The following is a 19,309-nucleotide window of genomic DNA, read 5'->3' as shown; positions in this document are numbered from 1 at the left end:
GCAACGGTGGAAGGTCGTCATCCTGATTCCTGCACAAGCACTCGGCTAATCATCTCTGAAAAAGTGCACAAAAAACACCCATGTACACTTGATTCAAGTACATGAGTGTTTTTTGTTGAATATTATATTTTAATATATAAGCTCAGATTGGTTGTCAGCTTGGATTGCTCTCAACAATTATGCGCGTGAAACGTAAGTACCATCTGTAGTATTAATGACTAACTTATCCCCTTCGTTTACGAAGAATGGAACTTGAACAATTAGCCCAGTTTCAGTAGTTGCTGGCTTTGATCCTCCCGAAGCAGTATCCCCTTTAATACCAGGTTCTGTTTCTGTTACGACTAATTCTACTGAGTTCGGTAGTTCTACTCCGATTGTTTCACCTTGATACATCATGATAGCAACTGGCATGTTTTCTTTTAAGAATTTCAATTCATATTCGATTTGAGTCTCAGGTAACTCAATTTGTTCATAAGTATGATTATCCATAAATACATGTTGATCACCATTCGCATATAAATATTGCATTTTGCGATTATCGATTTGTGCTTTCCCTACTTTTTCTCCTGCACGGAAAGTTTTTTCTTGAATAGCACCTGTACGAAGGTTACGAAGCTTAGATCTAACAAACGCTGCTCCTTTTCCTGGTTTTACATGTTGGAAATCTATTACTCTCCAAATACCTCCGTCTACTTCTACCGTTAATCCTGTTCTAAAATCATTAACTGAAATCATTTCTGTTATATCCTCCCATTTTGTAAATATACTAATTAGTCGTTTAATGATGTTATGTGTATTTCAAACCATATTAAATGAAGGTTACAATATAATTAGCTCTTTTGTTGAATGAGAAAGTGATTCATTTCCATCCTCAGTAATAACTGTATCATCCTCTATTCGTACCCCACCAAGACCAGCAACATATATACCAGGTTCTACTGTGACGACCATTCCAGGTACTAGTGCTGTATCAGATTTAAACGAAAGAGATGGACTTTCATGTACTTCCATACCTAATCCGTGACCTGTTGAATGTCCAAAGTATTCACCATAACCTTTTTCCTGAATATAATCACGTGTTAATGCATCAGCTTCTTTACCTGTCATACCAGGCTTGATTCCTTTCATGCCACGCATTTGTGCTTCTAATACGATATGATAAATATTTTTAAGCTCTTCGCTTACCTCACCTACTGCTACTGTTCGTGTAATGTCCGAACAATACCCTTTGTAATAAGCCCCAAAATCTAACGTAACAAATTCTCCTGTTTCAATCACTTTATCGCTAGCAACACCATGTGGTAGTGCTGAACGATAGCCAGAAGCCACAATAATATCAAATGAAGAGGAAACGGCTCCTTGCTTTCTCATGAAAAATTCTAGCTCATTTGACACATCTAACTCAGTAATTCCCGGTCTAATAAATTGCAAAATATGTTCATAAGCAGCATCTGCTATTTGCGTAGCTTCCTTTAATATCTTAATCTCAGACTCCGACTTTATCAACCGTAACTTTTCAATCGCACCTGAAACTGGAATTAACTCTGCACTACACTCCTTTTCATATGACTTATATGTAGAAAAGGTCATGTTATCTTGTTCAAATCCTAATTTTTTAATCCCCATTAACTCAGCTTGTTTTGCAACCTCTTCCATAATGGGAGCAGTATGCTGAACAATATCAAAGCCTTGAATCTGTTTATTTGCCTGTTCAACATAGCGGAAATCAGTAATAAAAACCGCCTTATGTAAGCTAACTATCGCTACACCTGCAGTTCCAGTAAAACCTGTAATATATCGACGGTTATAGCCATTTGTAATTAACAATCCATCAATGTCGTGTGAGGAAAATTGTTCACGGAGTTTTGTTAATTTACTCATTATTTTCACTTCCCCTTATTTTTTCTATTAATGCTAATAAAGCAAGTTTATAACCATAGGTACCAAGGCCAACAATCTGTCCTATTGTAGCAGGAGCTGTTACTGACACATGTCGAAATGACTCACGAGCATGAACATTTGAAATATGGACCTCTATGACAGGTGTAGAGATACTCGAAATCGCATCTAAAATTGCATAGCTATAATGAGTGAATGCACCTGGATTAATGATCACCCCATCATAGTTATCTGCTGCCAGATGGATTTTATCTATGATTTCACCTTCATGATTTGATTGGAAGCAATGAAGTTCTACTTGCTGGTCCTTTGCAAATATATCTAATTTTTTTTCTAATGATTCTAATGTCTCAACTCCATATACTGTTGGTTCCCTTTTACCAAGCCGGTTAAGGTTAGGTCCGTTAATCAGTAAGACTCGATTCATAGTTTTTTATCTCCTTGCACAAAAAATGTTCAATCATAGAACATTCTACCATAAACTGAAGCTTCTTTCAGTCGCTTTTTCCTTTACGCAGTTTTCTTTAAAGCCATTGTTAGTTGATTAAGAAATTAAGCTTATTTAATTGTTAACAATAGAGTAACAAAGATAACGAATGCTGTTTTCGATTGATTATTTTTTCCGTTCGGAGAAATAAAAATGTTTACAAGCTAGGCATCTTTTCTTCTTTTAAAAGATGGAAGTCGTAAATAGCTTCAACTTGCTATTTTAATTTTATTTCAATAAGACCAAGATTATATGAAAGAGACTATTTTATAAATTTTTAACAACTATTCTTTCTCTGTTGAAGGTTGTTGCGGATGACTTTGATCATTAAGTTCATTCACTTCAAAAGAAATGGAGTATCCGATAAATACGCCATATAATATGTAAAGACAGATTGTAGTGATAACAGTGTCCCTTGAAAGTTCGTTCATGTCTTTTAACCCAGGAAATATTGGATTAAATAAATAAAAAACAAGTAACCACAAACCAACTCCATATAATATCCCAACCCAAAGATTGTCGTATTTCTTAAATAATCCATAGTATAGTAATGCTGTTAAGATCGACAAAAGACCAATAACAATGATGCCAATCACATTTCCTAAAACTTGGTTTTTCCAATCTCCTATTGCCCAAGGTAATAACACGAGGTTAGGACTCAATTCAGTAAAATTTAGGATGTACGCCAAATACGATATTGAACTCCATAATACCCCACCACACAAACCTATTACTATAACCTTTGTAACTAGTGGTAGCGGGGTTTCCTTTTGATTTTGCTCTAATGCTTGTTGCTCTGATTCCATATTTAGTCACCTCTTATACTAGTATATCCCCTCATTTTCTTTCTATTTGTAAATTATAACTGTGGTACAAATAGGAAATTTTAGCAGAGATGTGTAAATATACATTGTAACGGGTATAATATATTTACACAGCCTGCTTTCGTATGATTGTTATACTATTCAGATAAAATATGTATGTATGTATGTAGCAACGGAATTCTTCTTAATACATTAATAATCGTATAAAATCTCTCTAATTGCTCTACTAAAATCAAAGATATCAACAAAGTTTACGAAAAGAGCCTTAACAATTGACACATCAACCTAGAGGTTTTTATTATTTTCTAGTAAAATATACATAGGATGAAGTTTCTCAATGAATTTTTTAGGTTGGTGAATTGAATGTCTCAAGAAAACAAACCGGTTTACGGTGGCCAAGCTGTTGTAGAAGGTGTCATGTTTGGTGGAAAACGTCACTATGTAACAGCTATACGAAGAAAAGATCAATCAATTGAATACTTTCGGCTACCTAGGAAATCAAAACAAGCTTTAACGACAATGAAAAAAATTCCTTTTCTTAGAGGAATTATTGCAATTCTTGAAGCAAGTGCAAATGGATCAAAACACCTTAATTTCTCAACTGAAAGATACGATGTCGATCCTAGTGAAGATGAAAAAATCGATCATTCACAATCTGAGTCAAAGTTAGCAATGATACTTGGTGTTGCCGCAGTAGGTATTCTATCATTTTTATTTGGTAAATTTATTTTTACTTTGATTCCAGTTTTTTTGGCTGAACTAACTCGTCCAATTTTTTCATCTGATTTATCACAAATTTTGATTGAAGGATTATTTAAATTATTATTGCTGTTAGCTTATATTTACTTTATTTCATTAACTCCACTCATCAGGCGTGTATTTCAATATCACGGAGCAGAACATAAAGTAATTAATGCATTTGAAAGCGACTTACCATTAACAGTCCAAAATGTTCAAAATCAATCAAGACTACACTATCGTTGTGGCAGTAGCTTTATTATATTTACCGTGATTGTTGGCGTTTTTGTCTACATGCTTCCATTTGTTGCTACAGAACCGTTATGGCTTAGAGTTGTGAATAGACTCGCATTAATTCCAGTAGTATTAGGAATTTCGTTTGAAGTGTTGCAACTTACCAATAAATTCCGAGATATCCCATTGCTTCGTTATTTAGGGTATCCTGGGTTATGGCTGCAATTATTAACGACAAAAGAGCCAACTGATAGTCAAGTTGAAGTAGCCATTGCTTCATTTAATGAATTATTACGTTTAGAAAATGACCCTAATGCTATAAATAAAACTGAAGAAATTGTATAACATTTGTCAACTTGACCTATTTTGGTTAATACAATAGTTATATAGAATGTTTAGGGAGGTGGATTCGTTGCAACGTCGCTCGTCTTTACCAATAATCATAATAATTAGCTTAAGTGGTCTGGGATTGTTGTCCGTGCTTTTTAATAAACCTGAAACACTTATTTTAACTCTTATAACAGGACTGATTGTTTTTGGTATTTTTTATATGATTTTACAGTTACTATCTGGTAATAACAAAAGAAATACTGAACATTCTGCATACAAGAAAGCAGTAAAGCAATCAAAAAAGCGATATAATGAACGTAACCGTAACAACCAAGTAGCTAGACCAATGTCAAAATCTGTTCAATCAAACAAAGCTGCTAACCCTAACATTCAAAAGCGTAAAGATCATCCACATTTAACTGTTATAGAAGGAAAAAAAGGAAAGAAGAAGAACCGAGCATCATTTTAACAGCTTGGTTCTTCTTTTTTTATTAAATATTATCAAAGCTTTTGATCTACTCTCTTTTCTTTATACTACTACTAATAGGACCATTTTTTTAAAAAACTACTTGTTTGATCATATCCAAGTTTCACTAATTCCTGCTTTTTTTCATCAGAAATTGAAAATTCAGTTGTAACTGTATGATTCATTGGAATAAAGATTATATTTCTTTCGTGCCTTCGCGAGATGTGCCGTTCATCATGTGCTACTTTCATTGTCTCAAATAATGCTGGAAATAACTCAATCGCATTATTTATTTTATTATTCTGTTGTTCACTCTCTTTCGCACTTAATTTAATACCTAGTACAGGTCGTTTTTTCAGTTTCTTTTCTTCATCAAACAAAAATATCGGAAAATTACTTAAAACCCCTCCATCAACAATCACAGGTTTTCCTTTTACTAATAATTTTACTGGTTCAAAAAAATATGGTAGGCTAGCACTCATTCTCACTGCTTTTGCAACAGAGAAACTATCTGGATTCATTCCATATTTAGGAAGATCATTTGGCAAGACAAGCATTTTTCCATTTGTTAAATCTGATGCAACAAAACGCAGTGAACCATTTGGTAAATCTCTAAAAGTACGAACACCTTTTTTCCTTAATTCTCTGCCAACCCATTTTTCTAACTCATCTCCTTTATACAATCCCATTCTCCAATAGAGTTGAATCCACTTGCCAATTGCAGCAGGCAAAATTGATTTACGAGCATCTAAAAATGTCTTTACATCTACTTCCTCCATAATTGAAAGTATTTCCTTACTGCTATATCCGGAAGCAATAAATGCAGCAATAATTGCTCCAGCGCTCGTTCCAGCAACTCTTGTGAAGTGTAAGCCTTTTTCTTCTATTGCTTCATAGGCACCAATTAAAGAAAACCCTTTTATGCCACCACCCGAAAACACTCCATCAATATACATCTCTACTCCCCCTAAAAGAAATGCATCTTTTACATGTCTAATCAGAAGTAGAATCAATTAGAACAAAACAGCACGGATACATCCTCTTAATAAGTAGAAAAATTGTAGTGATACCGCTTGTATCAAAAGTTGCTTGAAATAGGGAAATTGTGTGTAGAACACTCAAAAGCAAGGATTAAAGCACTCCTGACAGTTAATGGGTTTAGAATCGTATATTTGAGAAAGTTTAAAGAGAAAATTAAAGGCCTCTTCCCGATTAAATATCGAGAAAAGGCCTCTCTAACTTAATTCTTTTTTTAGTTAAGCTGACATGGGGATGAAACGCATATTCTTACTCTTATTTTATGAAGGATTCTCATCTGTTTTCTGTTGAATACGCTTTAAGGATTCAACTCTATTTGCATCTTCTTCAAAATATTGTACAACGTCACCAATCCTGTCGATTGCATTCCAGCTTAAATGATGTTCAATGCCCTCAACATCATTGTAAATTTCACTTTCATTTACACCGATAATTCGTAAAAATTGTTCTAACAATTCATGGCGATCAACTAAGCGTTTACCGATTTTCTTTCCTTTTGTAGTCAACATTAATCCTCGATATTTTTCATATATGAGATATTCATCTTTGTCTAGTTTTTGTACCATTTTTGTAACTGAGGAGGGATGTACAGACAAAGCTTCGGCAATATCTGAAACTCTCGCATAACCCTTATCTTTTATTAAAATATAGATCTGTTCTATATAATCTTCCATACTTGGTGTAGGCATGATATACCCTCCAATTACTCCATTTTTATAACAATAATCATTAAAAGTGTACAATATATGAAGAAGTGTTACAAGGGAATTTCACTTGTTTTTTTCATATGCTGTTTTCGCATTGATTGTTGTTTTTCGGATTAAGAAATAAACACGTAGTCAACCATTTTCTTTCTGTACAACAATGATTAACATATAAAACCACTTTTTATCGTAATTTGAGAACAATAGAACAGCGTTTATGAAAAGAGCTTAGCTATAAGAAAGAAAAAGGATGGAGTATGTAAACATCCATCCTTGCTAACTAGTTGAGTATAGTAGTGTTATCTCGTTATAGTCCACATTTTAATTGTGCACCACAATTAGTACAAGTATTACAACCCCCAAGGTCTTCGACTGTTCCTTTACGACAAACAGGACATGTATTACCAATTTCAGAGCCAATTGTTACATCAGTCGAGCGTAAATCATTAATTGTATCTACTAAGACTACGTGGCTTTTTACAGAATCACGTTCAGGAATTTCCGCACCTTTCTTATCAACAGTATTTTCTTCAGCTTTTAAAGTAAGTACTTGTGCATCTCTACTTCCGTCGACATAAACTGTCCCGCCTTTTGCACCACCTTTATATAAGCGTTCATATACCTTCTCAACTTGCTCAACAGTATATCCACGTGGTGCATTTACTGTTTTACTAATCGAGCTATCGATCCAGTGCTGAATAGTACATTGTACATCCGCATGTGCTTGAGGAGAAAGTTCCATCGCTGAAATAAACCAGTTTGGCAAATCATTTGCATCTACATGTGGATTTTCATCTAAATATTCTTGAACGATATCTGCTTTTACTTCAATGAATTTTCCTAATCTTCCACTTCTAAAGTAAGAGAATGAAAAATAAGGTTCAAGTCCTGTTGATACACCAACCATCGTCCCTGTACTTCCTGTTGGCGCTACAGTTAATAAGTGAGAGTTCCTAATACCATATTTTTTAATATTTTCTTTTATATCTTCAGGCATACGTTTCATATAACCAGTTTCTGTGAAGGCTGTTCGCAAACTAATCGTATCTTTTTCAGTTTCACCAACAAGAAATGGAAAGCTTCCTTTCTCCTTCGCTAGTTCCACTGAAGTGCGATAAGCAGTTGTTGCAATTACTTCAAATACCTGATCTATTAGATCGTCACCAGCCTTTGACCCGTACTCTGTTTCACAATAAATAAGCAGGTCATGTAGTCCCATAACACCTAAACCGACACGACGTTCCCCTAATGCTTGTTTCTTATTTTCCTGCAAGAAATATGGTGTAGCATCAATAACATTGTCTTGCATTCTAACGCCTACTTCAACAGTTTGTTTCAGTTTATCAAAATTCACAGTCTTCGTATTTTTATCGGCCATTTCTGCTAAGTTAACAGCTGCAAGGTTACAAACTGAATAAGGGGCAAGAGGCTGTTCTCCACAAGGGTTTGTTGCTACAACCTGTTGTCCATAAGCTTTTGCATTAGTCATGTCATTTGCATTATCTATGAAGAAAATACCTGGTTCGGCAGAGTAGGTAGCACAAATATTAATTAAATTCCAAAGTTCTTTTGCTTTAATTTTACGATATACACGAACTTTATACCCTAACTCTTCCCATTTCCTTACATCACCTATTTTATGCCAATTCTCATTATATTCTTGCATTTCTTTTTCATTATAACTTTCTACATCTGGGAACCGAAGATCATAATAACCGTCTGCTTCAACTGCTTCCATAAACTCTTTCGTTAAACATACTGAAATGTTAGCTCCAGTTAAAAACTCTGAGTTATGCACACTGTAAGTCCCATTTTCTTGTAATTTCTCTTCAGCGTCATGAATAATCTCTGTTGTAAAGCCACCAAGACCAGGCATGTTTTTATAGTTAACAATCCCTTGGTACATTGCTTTATCTTGCTCTGTCAAACGATTAAACTTAAGTTTATCTTGAGCACACTTTATAATTGTTTCGTCACTTGTATTTTCTAATAAAAATCTCAAAATACGTGGATTTTGCATTTTCGAGATGATGAATTCAATAATATCTGGGTGCCAATCAGCTAACATAATCATCTGTGCTCCTCGACGTGATCCCCCTTGCTCAACAAGGTGAGTTAGCTTTGCAATATCATCTAACCAAGATACTGACCCTGATGATTTACCGTTTACGCCCTTTGCTAAAGTATTGCGGGGCCTTAATGTGGAACCGTTTGTACCAACACCACCACCACGACTCATAATCTCCATCACTTGCTTACGATGTTCAGATATACCTTCACGTGAATCTTGAACAAATGGCATAACGTAACAATTAAAGTATGTCACATCAGTGTTAGCACCTGCACCATACAACACTCTTCCTGCTGGGACAAAGTTCAGGTTAACTAATTCATCATAATACTTTTCAAACCACTCTTTACGCTTTTCTTCATTTGATTCAACGGATGCAAGTCCATTTGCATTACGCTTTGCTATTTGTTCATAATAAATTTCCAGCGGCTTTTCAATTACATCTAGTGAGCGTTTTACAATGCCTGTTTCAATTTCTTCAGCACGTTCAAGTGCACCACGATATTCTTCCTCGATCCTTACTTGTGCAAATTTGTTCTTCCAATCAATCTCTTCAATAAACCCAAGGCCACGGGCGGGAAATTTCGGGTCTTCCTTAATTGTTAACACCACAAAATCACCTGCTGATAAAGTAACTTTTTCAGTATCTTTAAACGAGTACCGATCAAGCATTACAAGCCTTGAAACCCCTTTGTGCGTTAACTTCATGTCTGGTGAAATTTGATGAACTTGGGGATAAAGTTGAATATCCTTATTTAATCTCTCTACGTTCACTTTCATTTTCTCTTTTAGCACAACAGTCATTGCTACAACTCCCTTTATTAATATCACTATTTTGTATGTACATTCTCACGAAGTATTTTTGTTCATATGTTATAAAAATGATGTCATTGATAATTTACCATATTTCAGTCAACCAATCAATATATAGTGTTACATTTAAATGATTTAATACTACATATTGATTCTAGGTCAAGTGTTCTATGATTTGTCAAACAAAAAAAAGAACACATATCATAGAAAAATGAAGAAAACAGTCGCATATGTAGTTTAATATACGAATTTCTAACTAATTTAGAAGTTGCATTATTTTATCCGTAGGAAGTATGTCCCAAATAGGCTGTTTTATCAATGAATTGTCAATTTAATGTTGCAGAATCTACAAAAATAAAAGTAGAGTTCGTAGAATTTTTTAAAAAAAGATGGCGTGTTTTATTAGAGTTTTGGAAAAAGAACAACAAGAAGCCAAAGAAAAGAGGATAACTCATAAACGAAAGACATATCTCATACCCTATATCTTGTATAATAATAAGGTGTATACCTCCTTTATATACAGCATATAGGGTATAAGACAAGCCATCCTGAGTTACCCTCTTCAATTTATTAAACTCTTCTCGTTGCTATTGTTACCAAATCATTAACCGAAATGATTTTAAATGTTAATCTTCGTTGTACAGAAGAATGCCATTATCGTATTTAGCTCAAAAACGAAAAGCAACAATTAATGCGAAAAATTATTTAGTGAGACTGTTTTCGAACTGCTTCTAGCACATATAGAACTAATAGTTGTGTTATCTTTACACCTTTAACGAAAAGAACCTTCAGTTATTTGCGAAAATTCCATTCATCATTCTCATATCGTTTTGTTGCTATATCATTTACATACGCTAATTCATCTTGCGTTAATTCATACGGTTCTAAATCAATATTTAACCCTTTTGCAAACCCTGCTTTAAACGCAGATTTCGCCTCTCCTATTGTAACTTCCTCTTCCCTTAATTCATTGATTGCAACAGCTTTATTTTTAAACTGTCTTTGTAACCTTTCTTTAACACGTTCATTAGGATATTTAAAAAGACTAAAGAGCACATCTTCATCTAAATCAAGTAATATCGAACCATGTTGGAGGATAACCCCTTTTTGTCTCGTTTGTGCACTCCCAGCTACTTTTCTTCCTTCAACGACTAACTCATACCAAGAAGGTGCATCAAAGCAAACCGAAGATCGTGGATTTTTCAAGCTGCTTCGCTCTTCCTCTGATTTTGGAATAGCAAAATATGCATCTAAGCCAAGCTTTTTAAAACCTTCTAATAACCCTTCAGATATGACTCTGTAAGCTTCAGTTACTGAATGAGGCATATTAGGATATTTCTCTGAAACAATTACACTATATGTTAATTCATTGTCATGAAGTACCCCTCTACCACCAGTAGGCCTTCTTACAAATCCTAACCCGTGTTTTTTTACAGCATTTAAGTCAATTTCTCTCTCTATTTTTTGGAAATAACCAATTGATAACGTTGGAGGAGACCAGCCATAAAAACGAATAGTAGGAGGAATCTTACCTTGGCTATGCCATTCCAATAATGCTTCATCTAATGCCATATTAAATGCTGGTGAACAATTTCCAGAATCGATAAACCGCCATTTTTCTTTCATATCTCTACCTCTTTTATTTAGCTTTCTTTTGCGTGTCTATAGTCTACCAAATGTAAGATATATTTGAAAAGCAATAAGGATTTCCTTTACTAATCAAAGCCTAGCCTTATATAATAATGTATGTCGATAGAAAGAGAAGAAAAGGGGTAGATCTCGTGGAACTATTATTAATTATCGTTGGTGCTGTGCTCGTTTACTTTGTAATTATGACGGTATACCGCAGAAGAATATTAACTTCATTAACTGAGGAGCAATTTCGTGAGGGATATCGAAAAGCTCAATTAATAGATGTACGTGAGCAAAATGAATTTGAAGGTGGGCATATATTAGGTGCTAGAAATATTCCATTGTCACAATTGAAAATGCGAATTAATGAACTTAGACCTGATAAACCTGTATATTTATATTGCCAAAGCAGTATTAGAAGTGGTAGAGCTGCACAAACATTGAGAAGAAAAGGATTTAAAGACCTTTACCATTTAAAAGGCGGATTTAAGAAATGGTCTGGAAAAATTAAAGTAAAAAAATAATTAAAAGTATAACACACCTACAATTCTTCAATCATCCTGTTCAAAATCTCTTATAAAGTATTAGTTAAATAAGATAAGGCTTTTTTATCATTGATTTTTTAATTATGTAGTTCATAACACCCTTGCTCTATGGAACAATAGCAACATTAATTTACAAAAAGAGCTTAAGAAAAAACAAAGGATTCTCCAATAATTGGTGAATCCTTTGTTTTCGTTATTTTTTATATCTTAGTATCGGCTTACGGGCTGCAATTGTCTCATCTAATCGTTTTACAACTGTTGTATGTGGTGCTTCTTGAACAATTTCTGGATTCTCCTCTGCTTCATTTGCTATTTGGATCATCGCTTCAATAAAAGCATCGAGTGTCTCCTTCGATTCCGTTTCTGTAGGCTCGATCATTATACATTCTTCTACATTTAATGGAAAATAAATTGTAGGTGGATGGTAGCCAAAATCCAACAACCGCTTAGCGATATCAAGTGTACGCACGCCTAATTTTTTTTGACGTTTTCCAGATAATACAAACTCATGCTTACAATGCTTATCGAAAGGTAGATCAAAATGTGGTGCAAGACGTCGCATCATATAATTTGCATTTAACACAGCATATTCGGTAACTGCATTCAATCCATCAGGACCCATTGATCTGATGTACGTATAAGCACGAACGTTGATTCCGAAATTTCCGTAGAAAGGTTTAACTCTACCAATAGCTTGTGGGCGATAGTAATCGAATGTAAAGCCTGTTTCATCTTTTATTAATACTGGTTTTGGTAGAAAAGGAAGCAAGTCTTCTTTAACTCCAACTGGCCCTGAACCTGGTCCACCTCCACCATGTGGACCTGTAAATGTCTTATGAAGGTTTAAATGAACAACATCAAATCCCATATCGCCAGGTCGTGCTTTACTTAACACCGCATTTAAATTAGCACCATCGTAATAAAGCTTCCCTCCAGCTCCATGGACAATCTCCGCCATTTCAATAATATTTTCTTCAAATAGTCCTAACGTATTTGGGTTTGTTAGCATTAACGCTGCAGTATCTTGTCCAACAACACGCTTTAAATCTTCAAGGTCAACTAGCCCATTGTCATCAGATTTTACTGTTACAGTTTCCAAGCCTGCTACTGTTGCTGATGCAGGATTAGTACCGTGTGCTGAATCTGGTACGATGACCTTTGTTCGATTAAAATCATTGTTTGCTTCATGATAAGCACGGATCATCATTAACCCTGTCCATTCACCATGTGCACCAGCTGCAGGCTGTAATGTTACAGCATCCATCCCAGTAATTTCTACTAAATGCTCTTGTAAATCATACATGAGCTCAAGTGCCCCTTGTACTGTACCCTCATCTTGTAAAGGATGGATGTTTGCAAATCCACTAAATCGCGCCACATTTTCATTAATTTTTGGATTATACTTCATCGTACAAGAACCTAGTGGGTAAAACCCTGAATCAACTCCATGATTCCGATTTGATAAAGCTGTGTAATGGCGCATAATGTCTAATTCAGACACCTCTGGTAACTCTGGCTCATCTACCCTTATATAATCATTAGGTAAAACATCATTAACATTTATATTAGGGACATCTAAATCTGGTAAGCTGTAACCAATTCTCCCTTGCTTGGATAACTCAAAAATTAATGGTTGCTCTTGATTATTCATTGTCATCCCCCAATTCCTTCACAAATGTATCAATCTCTGCCTTTGTACGTAGCTCGGTAACCGCTACTAACATATGATTCTCTAGCTCAGCAAAATCTTTACCTAAATCGTATCCGCCGATAATCCCTTTATCTAATAGCTTACGATTGATTTCTTTTACTGATTTTCGTAATTTAATGACAAATTCATTAAAGAAAGGACCTTCAAATGCTATTTCAAAACCATGCGCTTTAAGTTGATTTTTTGCATATTGCGATTTTTGTATGTTTTGAGTTGCCATATGTTTAACACCTTTTTTCCCAAGGGCGGTCATTGCAACAGAGGCTGCTAACGCATTTAACGCTTGATTTGAACAAATATTCGACGTTGCTTTATCTCTACGAATATGTTGCTCACGTGCTTGAAGTGTTAAAACAAAACCACGGCGTCCATCTTCATCCACTGTTTGACCAACAAGGCGTCCAGGGACTTTCCTCATAAGTTTCGAAGTGACCGCAAAATATCCACAATGCGGACCACCATATTGGGTAGGTATGCCAAATACTTGTGCATCACCAATAACAATATCTGCCCCGAAGGCACCTGGTGGTGTTAAAGCCCCTAATGATAATGGATTACTCGATACTACAAACATACTTTTTTCTGAATGTGCTATTTCTTCTATTTCTTTTAATGGTTCAATTTGTCCAAAGAAATTAGGGTATTGTACAATTACTGAAGCAACCGTATCATCCATTTCTTTTGCTAGTTCACGGACATCAGTTACACCGTTATTTGCTGGTATTTCAACAACTTCGATACGCTGTCCCTTAGCATAAGTTTTCAATACTTCGATTGATTCAGGGTGCACCGTCTTTGAAACGAGTACTTTCTTCTTACGTGTATGTCCTGCACTTAACATTGCTGCTTCAGCAAGTGCTGTTCCGCCATCATACATTGAAGAATTGGCTACATCCATCCCTGTTAATTCACAAATCATCGTTTGAAATTCAAAGATGGCTTGCAGTTCTCCTTGAGAAATTTCTGGTTGGTATGGTGTATAAGCTGTGTAAAATTCTGACCGAGAAATAACATGGTCTACTATAATTGGCATATAATGGCTATAGACTCCTGCACCTAGAAAAGACGCGTGCGTTTGTGTATTGGCATTTTTTTCAGCAAGCGCAGCCATCTCTCGTGTTAATTCAGGTTCAGAAGAGGCTTGTTTAATATTGTATTCCCCATTAAATCGAACACCTTCTGGAATATCATTAAAAAGTTCATCAATTGAGCTAACTCCAATAGCTTCAAGCATCTCTTTTTTATCATGTTCAGTCATTGGTAAATAGCGATGTTTCATAACTTTACCCCTCTCTTCTATAAAGTACTTATTTTTTTGGACGTTTATATAACGGCGTTGAAACTACTATTGCTCTCAATTTTCGTTTTCGAACTTGAACTTCAACTTCTGTTCCTAGTTCAGTAAATTCAGTTTTCAGCAAGGCGAGACCAACATTTTTCTTAAGAGTTGGTGATTGAGTTCCAGTAGTTACCTCACCGATTCTTTCGTCTCCTATATACACATCATAACCATGTCTCGGAATGCCTTTGTCAATCATTTCAATACCGACTAACTTGCGTACTATACCCTCATTTTTTTGCTCAACTAACCGTTGCTTCCCTAAAAAATGATCAACATCTTTGTTCACCTTAACAGCAAAGCCTATGCCAGCTTCCAACGGTGAAATATCTTTTGAAAGTTCTTGGCCATATAATGGTAGGTTAGCTTCAAAACGAAGTGTATCACGCGCTCCAAGTCCACATGGCTGAATCCCTTCAGGCTTACCTTCTTCAAGGATTTCTTTCCAAATATGGATAGAATCTTCGTTATCGCAATATATTTCAAACCCATCTTCCCCAGTATAACCTGTTCGAGACACAAGGGCTTTATATCCTTTCAAATCTACATTATCGAGAAATTTAAAAAACTTAATGTCTTGTAGATTCGTTGATGTTAGTTTTTGAAGAACATTCTCCGCTAATGGTCCCTGTATAGCAAGCTGTGCAACATTCGCTGAAATATTTTCTAGAACAACATCCCCGAAAAGGTGTGATTGTAACCACTCATAATCTTTAGTTATATTCGCTGCATTTACAACGAGCAAAAAATTGTTATCAGACTTTTTATATATTAATAAATCGTCTACTGTTCCTCCATCTTCATAACACATTGCTGTGTATTGAGCACTTCCATTCTTTAACTTTGATACATCATTTGTCATCATTTTTTGCAAATATGCTAAACTACCTTCACCTTTAACAGTGATTTCCCCCATATGCGATACATCAAAAAGTCCCGCACGCGTTCGTACTGCTTCATGTTCCTCTAAAATACTAGAAAATTGTACTGGTAAATCCCAGCCACCAAAATCGATCGTTTTAGCACCAGATTGTTCGTATACTTCAAACAGAGGTGTACGCTTTAATTGAGACATATTATTTCCTCCCCTTTGTAATAATTAAATGCGTAAGCGTCTTGTTTATCCCCAACAAGCACTGGAGGCATATTACTTGAAGGCGGCATTTACCTTCAGGTGATATGGTGAAGTGACCTCGAGTAGCTAAGCGCTTGGACATACAAACGTTACCGAAATGCACATGCAAAAAAAGACAGAGTAACTCCACAATATATTTGTGAAGATCTCTGTCCTGGTACCTGAAAGTTTACCTTATTGATTCGATTTTGTTCGTTCAATAAAGCTTGCCCCTTTGGTAGTTCATCATTTTCGCTATGTAATACTTCACTGCCGCAAAAAATGAAGAACATTCTCCAGAGTTGCGTCAAGTAGAAGTCTTTTTGCCTGAGAGATTCACAAATTAATGCTTGCTCCTTCGGCGCTACAAATACGTAGTCTCTCCCTCTACCGTCATTCGCTGTTAATATTAATTTTAAAACTTGCACATACTACAATAAAATATACTATCATCCTACCATTAGTTGACCTTATTGAGCAATATAATATTTCTAACGTTATTGAACGGGAAAAGATTAAATGTTCGTGTTTTGCTAAAGTAAATCGCTTACAATACTGATTTTTAGTCAAATCGATATAAAACAATGATTTTCCCCGAAATAAGAAACTTTTTATCACAAGGGGGACATAGCATATGAAAGTTAATATTCAATTCGATGAAACATGGCAAGAAAACTTTTCAAAGCGTATTAACGATGATGGGCCGTGGGTAAACAACAACCTGTATAAATTGGCAATTGAAGCAGCTGAACACTCTGTCATTCCAACATTCGATGGATTGCAAGCTCCTAAACATTTACCAAACCTCACTCCTCTACCTCATCAATTAGATGTTGCAAAACAGGTTGTGGAAAAAATGAACGGCAAGGCGATCTTAGCTGATGAAGTTGGTTTAGGAAAAACGATTGAAGCTGGTCTCATTTTAAAAGAGTACATGATCCGTGGATTGGTTAAGAAAGTATTAATTTTAGTACCTGCCTCCCTCGTTACTCAATGGTGTAAAGAATTAAATGAAAAATTTTTTATACCAGCTATTCAACAAAAGAAAAGTTATGTTTGGGAGCAGTGTGACGTTGTCGTTTCATCAATTGATACAGCAAAACGCAATCCACATCGAGAGATTATCTTCGAACAAAGCTATGATTTAATTATTATTGATGAGGCCCATAAATTAAAAAACAATAAAACAAAAAACTATGAGTTTGTTCAGCATTTAAAGAAAAAGTTTTGTTTATTATTAACAGCTACACCTATACAAAATAAAATTGAAGAAATATTTAACCTCGTTTCGCTTCTTAAACCAGGACATTTAGGTAATCAAGATTATTTTGAACAAGCTTTTTCTGCTAAAAATCGCACTGTTGAAAATGATAAATATTTAAAAGAGCTTGTAAATAAAGTTATGCTCAGAAATCGTCGAGGCGATACTGGTATTGAATGGCCGAAAAGGCACGTTCAAACTGTGCCAATTGATTTCACAAATGAAGAACAAGAACTATATAACTCTATAAATAATATACGAACGAATAGTCATCTATACATAAATAGTCAATTTTCAATTATCACTTTACAACGAGAAGCATGCAGTAGCCGCGAGGCGGTTTTTTATACATTAAAAAATATGCTAAATAAAAAAGATGAAGAAGGCAACCCTATTCAGCCACCATTATTTATTGAAGAGTTACTTAAAAAGGTAGAAGGAGTTACTCAAAATTCAAAAGCTATAAAAGCTTTGGAATTAATCAAGTCGATAAATAATAAAGTTATTATTTTCACAGAATATCGTGCCACCCAACTATATTTACAATGGTTTTTGCAGCAACACGGTATATCTTCAGTTCCATTCAGAGGAGGTTTTAAAAGAAGTAAAAAAGATTGGATGCAACAATTATTCAAAAATCATGCCCAAGTATTAATTGCAACTGAAGCAGGCGGAGAAGGGATAAATTTACAATTTTGTAACCATATTATCAATTTCGATTTACCTTGGAATCCAATGCGCCTTGAACAGAGAATTGGACGAGTACATCGGCTTGGTCAAGAAAACGATGTATTTATTTATAATTTTGCTATTAAACATACTGTAGAAGAACATATGTTAAAGCTTTTATATGAAAAAATACATTTATTCGAAAGAGTGGTTGGAGAGCTAGATGAAATTCTGACAAGATTAGACATAAAAAATTTAGAGGACCAGCTACAAGATATTTTATTCAACTCAAGGAGCGAAGGAGAAATGAAAATAAAAATGGATAACTTAACATCAGCCATACAATTTGCTGAACACATAAATAATGAAGTGAGGGAAAATCATGCATCAACAGGAAATTCATAATTTTTTATACCATTTTTTTTCGTCGAACGATTGTCATGTTATTGAAAATGAACATGGCTATTTAACAGTACAATTATCAGTTGACCTTGATAAAGAATTAATGAACAGACCATTTTATTGGCATTATTTAGAGAAAACAGGAGGGACACCAAATCCAATGAAGCTTACACTCATTACGGATCAGAGTAAAGCTTCAACCACAAAAAAAGGTGAGGTTGTACATTTTGGTTCACCTCGGTTACATCAGATCTTTGCCTCATTACAAAAATTAGCTGGGTTCATTCGTCTATATGAAGATAACGTGACACCAACAAACCATTCAAGTATCCCTCTCTATCCTTGGATAGGTATCAATGTGCTAATATCGTACGAATGTGATCGCAAACGTGACTATATTCATTCTTTAGGTTTACATATGATTAATGGCATGATAGTAACAAATTTCCAAAATCAATTAAATAAACTTCGGTTAACACCTAAAATACCTGACCTATGCTTTACCATGTCACCACTTATCATGCCACAAAGTGGACTAGTACGTTTGAACCAACATATAAATCACATGATTGAACAAGAAGATCACTCTTGGGCTGATGAAGCACGCGAAAGATGGAATGAGGATTTATCACTATTAAATCACTTTTATGAAGGAGTAGAAGAAAAGCCTGATTGTTATGAAACAGAAAAAAGAGCACTCCAGGAACAATACGAACCTACAATAAATGTAAAAGTGATAAACGGAGGCTTATTTTACCTTAGACAAACGTCCAACATTAAAAAAGATGCATAACGTCATGTTATAGCATCAAAAATAAATGGCTATGTGTTTGGAGTATGCTTATAATAATTGGCCTATCTTACATTGATTGTTGAATTTAGTACTAAGAAAAAATTACATATAAATCCAGCTTTTCAGTTTTACAATGAAGTAAAATTGTATATGTTTATTTGCTGCTGTTATAAATCAATCTCAATAGCAACAAAGTTTATCCTACCTAGAACTATATAGTAAAAGTCTCACGTTAAAGG

Annotated in this window: 16 protein-coding genes and 1 riboswitch; of the genes, 5 read left to right on the top strand and 11 right to left on the bottom strand. The window is 34.9% G+C overall.

What is annotated here, in order from left to right; genetic code table 11:
• Positions 1 to 177: 177 nt before the first annotated feature.
• The 4 genes from efp to SLH52_RS03760 form a co-directional block, all read right to left on the bottom strand.
• Complete coding sequence (efp, locus tag SLH52_RS03775; protein ID WP_320207949.1) at positions 178 to 735, bottom strand: elongation factor P; 558 nt, start codon at positions 733 to 735, stop codon at positions 178 to 180.
• Positions 736 to 819: 84 nt separating this feature from the next.
• Entirely contained in the window at positions 820 to 1,881 is a 1,062-nt protein-coding gene (locus SLH52_RS03770) for a Xaa-Pro peptidase family protein (protein ID WP_320207948.1), read from the bottom strand.
• On the bottom strand, positions 1,874 to 2,326 hold the full coding sequence (gene aroQ, locus SLH52_RS03765; protein ID WP_320207947.1) for a type II 3-dehydroquinate dehydratase: 453 nt from the start codon (positions 2,324 to 2,326) through the stop codon (positions 1,874 to 1,876). The genes SLH52_RS03770 and aroQ overlap by 8 nt, the downstream gene beginning before the upstream one ends.
• Positions 2,327 to 2,670: 344 nt before the next feature.
• Positions 2,671 to 3,192 carry a YqhR family membrane protein gene (locus tag SLH52_RS03760; protein ID WP_320207946.1) on the bottom strand — a complete coding sequence of 174 codons (522 nt, stop codon included), beginning with the start codon at positions 3,190 to 3,192 and terminating at the stop codon, positions 2,671 to 2,673.
• Between the two features lie 381 nt (positions 3,193 to 3,573).
• Here SLH52_RS03760 and SLH52_RS03755 point away from each other — a divergent pair, with 381 nt between their 5' ends.
• Both SLH52_RS03755 and SLH52_RS03750 read left to right on the top strand, forming a co-directional pair.
• Positions 3,574 to 4,527 (top strand): DUF1385 domain-containing protein, encoded by a 954-nt coding sequence (locus SLH52_RS03755; protein WP_320207945.1) that lies wholly within the window; start codon positions 3,574 to 3,576, stop codon positions 4,525 to 4,527.
• 67 nt (positions 4,528 to 4,594) lie between these two features.
• Complete coding sequence (locus SLH52_RS03750) at positions 4,595 to 4,981, top strand: SA1362 family protein (protein WP_320207944.1); 387 nt, start codon at positions 4,595 to 4,597, stop codon at positions 4,979 to 4,981.
• A 71-nt stretch (positions 4,982 to 5,052) separates the two neighbouring features.
• Here SLH52_RS03750 and SLH52_RS03745 read toward each other — a convergent pair whose 3' ends face one another.
• The 4 genes from SLH52_RS03745 to SLH52_RS03730 form a co-directional block, all read right to left on the bottom strand.
• Positions 5,053 to 5,934, bottom strand: a complete 882-nt coding sequence (locus SLH52_RS03745) for a patatin-like phospholipase family protein (RefSeq protein ID WP_320207943.1) — start codon at positions 5,932 to 5,934, stop codon at positions 5,053 to 5,055.
• 342 nt (positions 5,935 to 6,276) lie between these two features.
• Positions 6,277 to 6,705 carry a transcriptional regulator MntR gene (gene mntR, locus SLH52_RS03740; protein ID WP_320207942.1) on the bottom strand — a complete coding sequence of 143 codons (429 nt, stop codon included), beginning with the start codon at positions 6,703 to 6,705 and terminating at the stop codon, positions 6,277 to 6,279.
• A 322-nt stretch (positions 6,706 to 7,027) separates the two neighbouring features.
• On the bottom strand, positions 7,028 to 9,595 hold the full coding sequence (locus SLH52_RS03735) for a vitamin B12-dependent ribonucleotide reductase (RefSeq protein ID WP_320207941.1): 2,568 nt from the start codon (positions 9,593 to 9,595) through the stop codon (positions 7,028 to 7,030).
• Between the two features lie 801 nt (positions 9,596 to 10,396).
• The gene (locus SLH52_RS03730) at positions 10,397 to 11,230 is read right to left on the bottom strand and encodes a biotin/lipoate A/B protein ligase family protein (protein WP_320207940.1); all 834 of its coding nucleotides are present in this window, start codon (positions 11,228 to 11,230) and stop codon (positions 10,397 to 10,399) included.
• Between the two features lie 206 nt (positions 11,231 to 11,436).
• On the opposite strand from SLH52_RS03730, the gene SLH52_RS03725 reads away from it, so the two are divergent.
• On the top strand, positions 11,437 to 11,760 hold the full coding sequence (locus SLH52_RS03725; protein ID WP_413785485.1) for a rhodanese-like domain-containing protein: 324 nt from the start codon (positions 11,437 to 11,439) through the stop codon (positions 11,758 to 11,760).
• A 214-nt stretch (positions 11,761 to 11,974) separates the two neighbouring features.
• On the opposite strand, the gene gcvPB is transcribed toward SLH52_RS03725, so the two are convergent.
• From gcvPB to gcvT, 3 genes are read right to left on the bottom strand one after another with little or no spacing between them, the layout of a single operon-like run.
• Positions 11,975 to 13,432, bottom strand: coding sequence for an aminomethyl-transferring glycine dehydrogenase subunit GcvPB (gene gcvPB, locus SLH52_RS03720; protein WP_320207938.1), 1,458 nt, complete (start codon positions 13,430 to 13,432; stop codon positions 11,975 to 11,977).
• Positions 13,425 to 14,771, bottom strand: a complete 1,347-nt coding sequence (gcvPA, locus tag SLH52_RS03715) for an aminomethyl-transferring glycine dehydrogenase subunit GcvPA (RefSeq protein WP_320207937.1) — start codon at positions 14,769 to 14,771, stop codon at positions 13,425 to 13,427. Before gcvPA ends, gcvPB begins: the two co-directional genes overlap by 8 nt.
• 28 nt (positions 14,772 to 14,799) lie before the next feature.
• Complete coding sequence (gene gcvT / locus SLH52_RS03710; protein WP_320207936.1) at positions 14,800 to 15,906, bottom strand: glycine cleavage system aminomethyltransferase GcvT; 1,107 nt, start codon at positions 15,904 to 15,906, stop codon at positions 14,800 to 14,802.
• A gap of 344 nt (positions 15,907 to 16,250) precedes the next feature.
• A riboswitch (glycine riboswitch) is annotated at positions 16,251 to 16,342 on the bottom strand.
• Positions 16,343 to 16,579: 237 nt separating this feature from the next.
• Here gcvT and SLH52_RS03705 point away from each other — a divergent pair.
• Positions 16,580 to 18,280, top strand: a complete 1,701-nt coding sequence (locus SLH52_RS03705; RefSeq protein WP_320207935.1) for a DEAD/DEAH box helicase — start codon at positions 16,580 to 16,582, stop codon at positions 18,278 to 18,280.
• A complete protein-coding gene (locus SLH52_RS03700; protein WP_320207934.1) occupies positions 18,258 to 19,070 on the top strand; it encodes a YqhG family protein in 813 nt (270 codons plus the stop codon). Before SLH52_RS03705 ends, SLH52_RS03700 begins: the two co-directional genes overlap by 23 nt.
• Positions 19,071 to 19,309: the final 239 nt, after the last annotated feature.

Origin of the sequence: Cytobacillus sp. IB215665, from assembly GCF_033963835.1 — a bacterium.
Lineage (GTDB): Bacteria > Bacillota > Bacilli > Bacillales > SM2101 > Nanhaiella.
This window is presented reverse-complemented; position numbering and strand designations above follow the sequence as displayed.

Coding starts and splice junctions, on each gene's coding strand:
- efp (WP_320207949.1), bottom strand. CDS start 735: ATGATTTCAGTTAATGATTTTAGAACAGGATTAACGGTAGAAGTAGAC.
- SLH52_RS03770 (WP_320207948.1), bottom strand. CDS start 1,881: ATGAGTAAATTAACAAAACTCCGTGAACAATTTTCCTCACACGACATT.
- aroQ (WP_320207947.1), bottom strand. CDS start 2,326: ATGAATCGAGTCTTACTGATTAACGGACCTAACCTTAACCGGCTTGGT.
- SLH52_RS03760 (WP_320207946.1), bottom strand. CDS start 3,192: ATGGAATCAGAGCAACAAGCATTAGAGCAAAATCAAAAGGAAACCCCG.
- SLH52_RS03755 (WP_320207945.1), top strand. CDS start 3,574: ATGTCTCAAGAAAACAAACCGGTTTACGGTGGCCAAGCTGTTGTAGAA.
- SLH52_RS03745 (WP_320207943.1), bottom strand. CDS start 5,934: ATGTATATTGATGGAGTGTTTTCGGGTGGTGGCATAAAAGGGTTTTCT.
- mntR (WP_320207942.1), bottom strand. CDS start 6,705: ATGCCTACACCAAGTATGGAAGATTATATAGAACAGATCTATATTTTA.
- SLH52_RS03735 (WP_320207941.1), bottom strand. CDS start 9,595: ATGACTGTTGTGCTAAAAGAGAAAATGAAAGTGAACGTAGAGAGATTA.
- SLH52_RS03730 (WP_320207940.1), bottom strand. CDS start 11,230: ATGAAAGAAAAATGGCGGTTTATCGATTCTGGAAATTGTTCACCAGCA.
- SLH52_RS03725 (WP_413785485.1), top strand. CDS start 11,437: ATGACGGTATACCGCAGAAGAATATTAACTTCATTAACTGAGGAGCAA.
- gcvPB (WP_320207938.1), bottom strand. CDS start 13,432: ATGAATAATCAAGAGCAACCATTAATTTTTGAGTTATCCAAGCAAGGG.
- gcvPA (WP_320207937.1), bottom strand. CDS start 14,771: ATGAAACATCGCTATTTACCAATGACTGAACATGATAAAAAAGAGATG.
- gcvT (WP_320207936.1), bottom strand. CDS start 15,906: ATGTCTCAATTAAAGCGTACACCTCTGTTTGAAGTATACGAACAATCT.
- SLH52_RS03705 (WP_320207935.1), top strand. CDS start 16,580: ATGAAAGTTAATATTCAATTCGATGAAACATGGCAAGAAAACTTTTCA.
- SLH52_RS03700 (WP_320207934.1), top strand. CDS start 18,258: ATGCATCAACAGGAAATTCATAATTTTTTATACCATTTTTTTTCGTCG.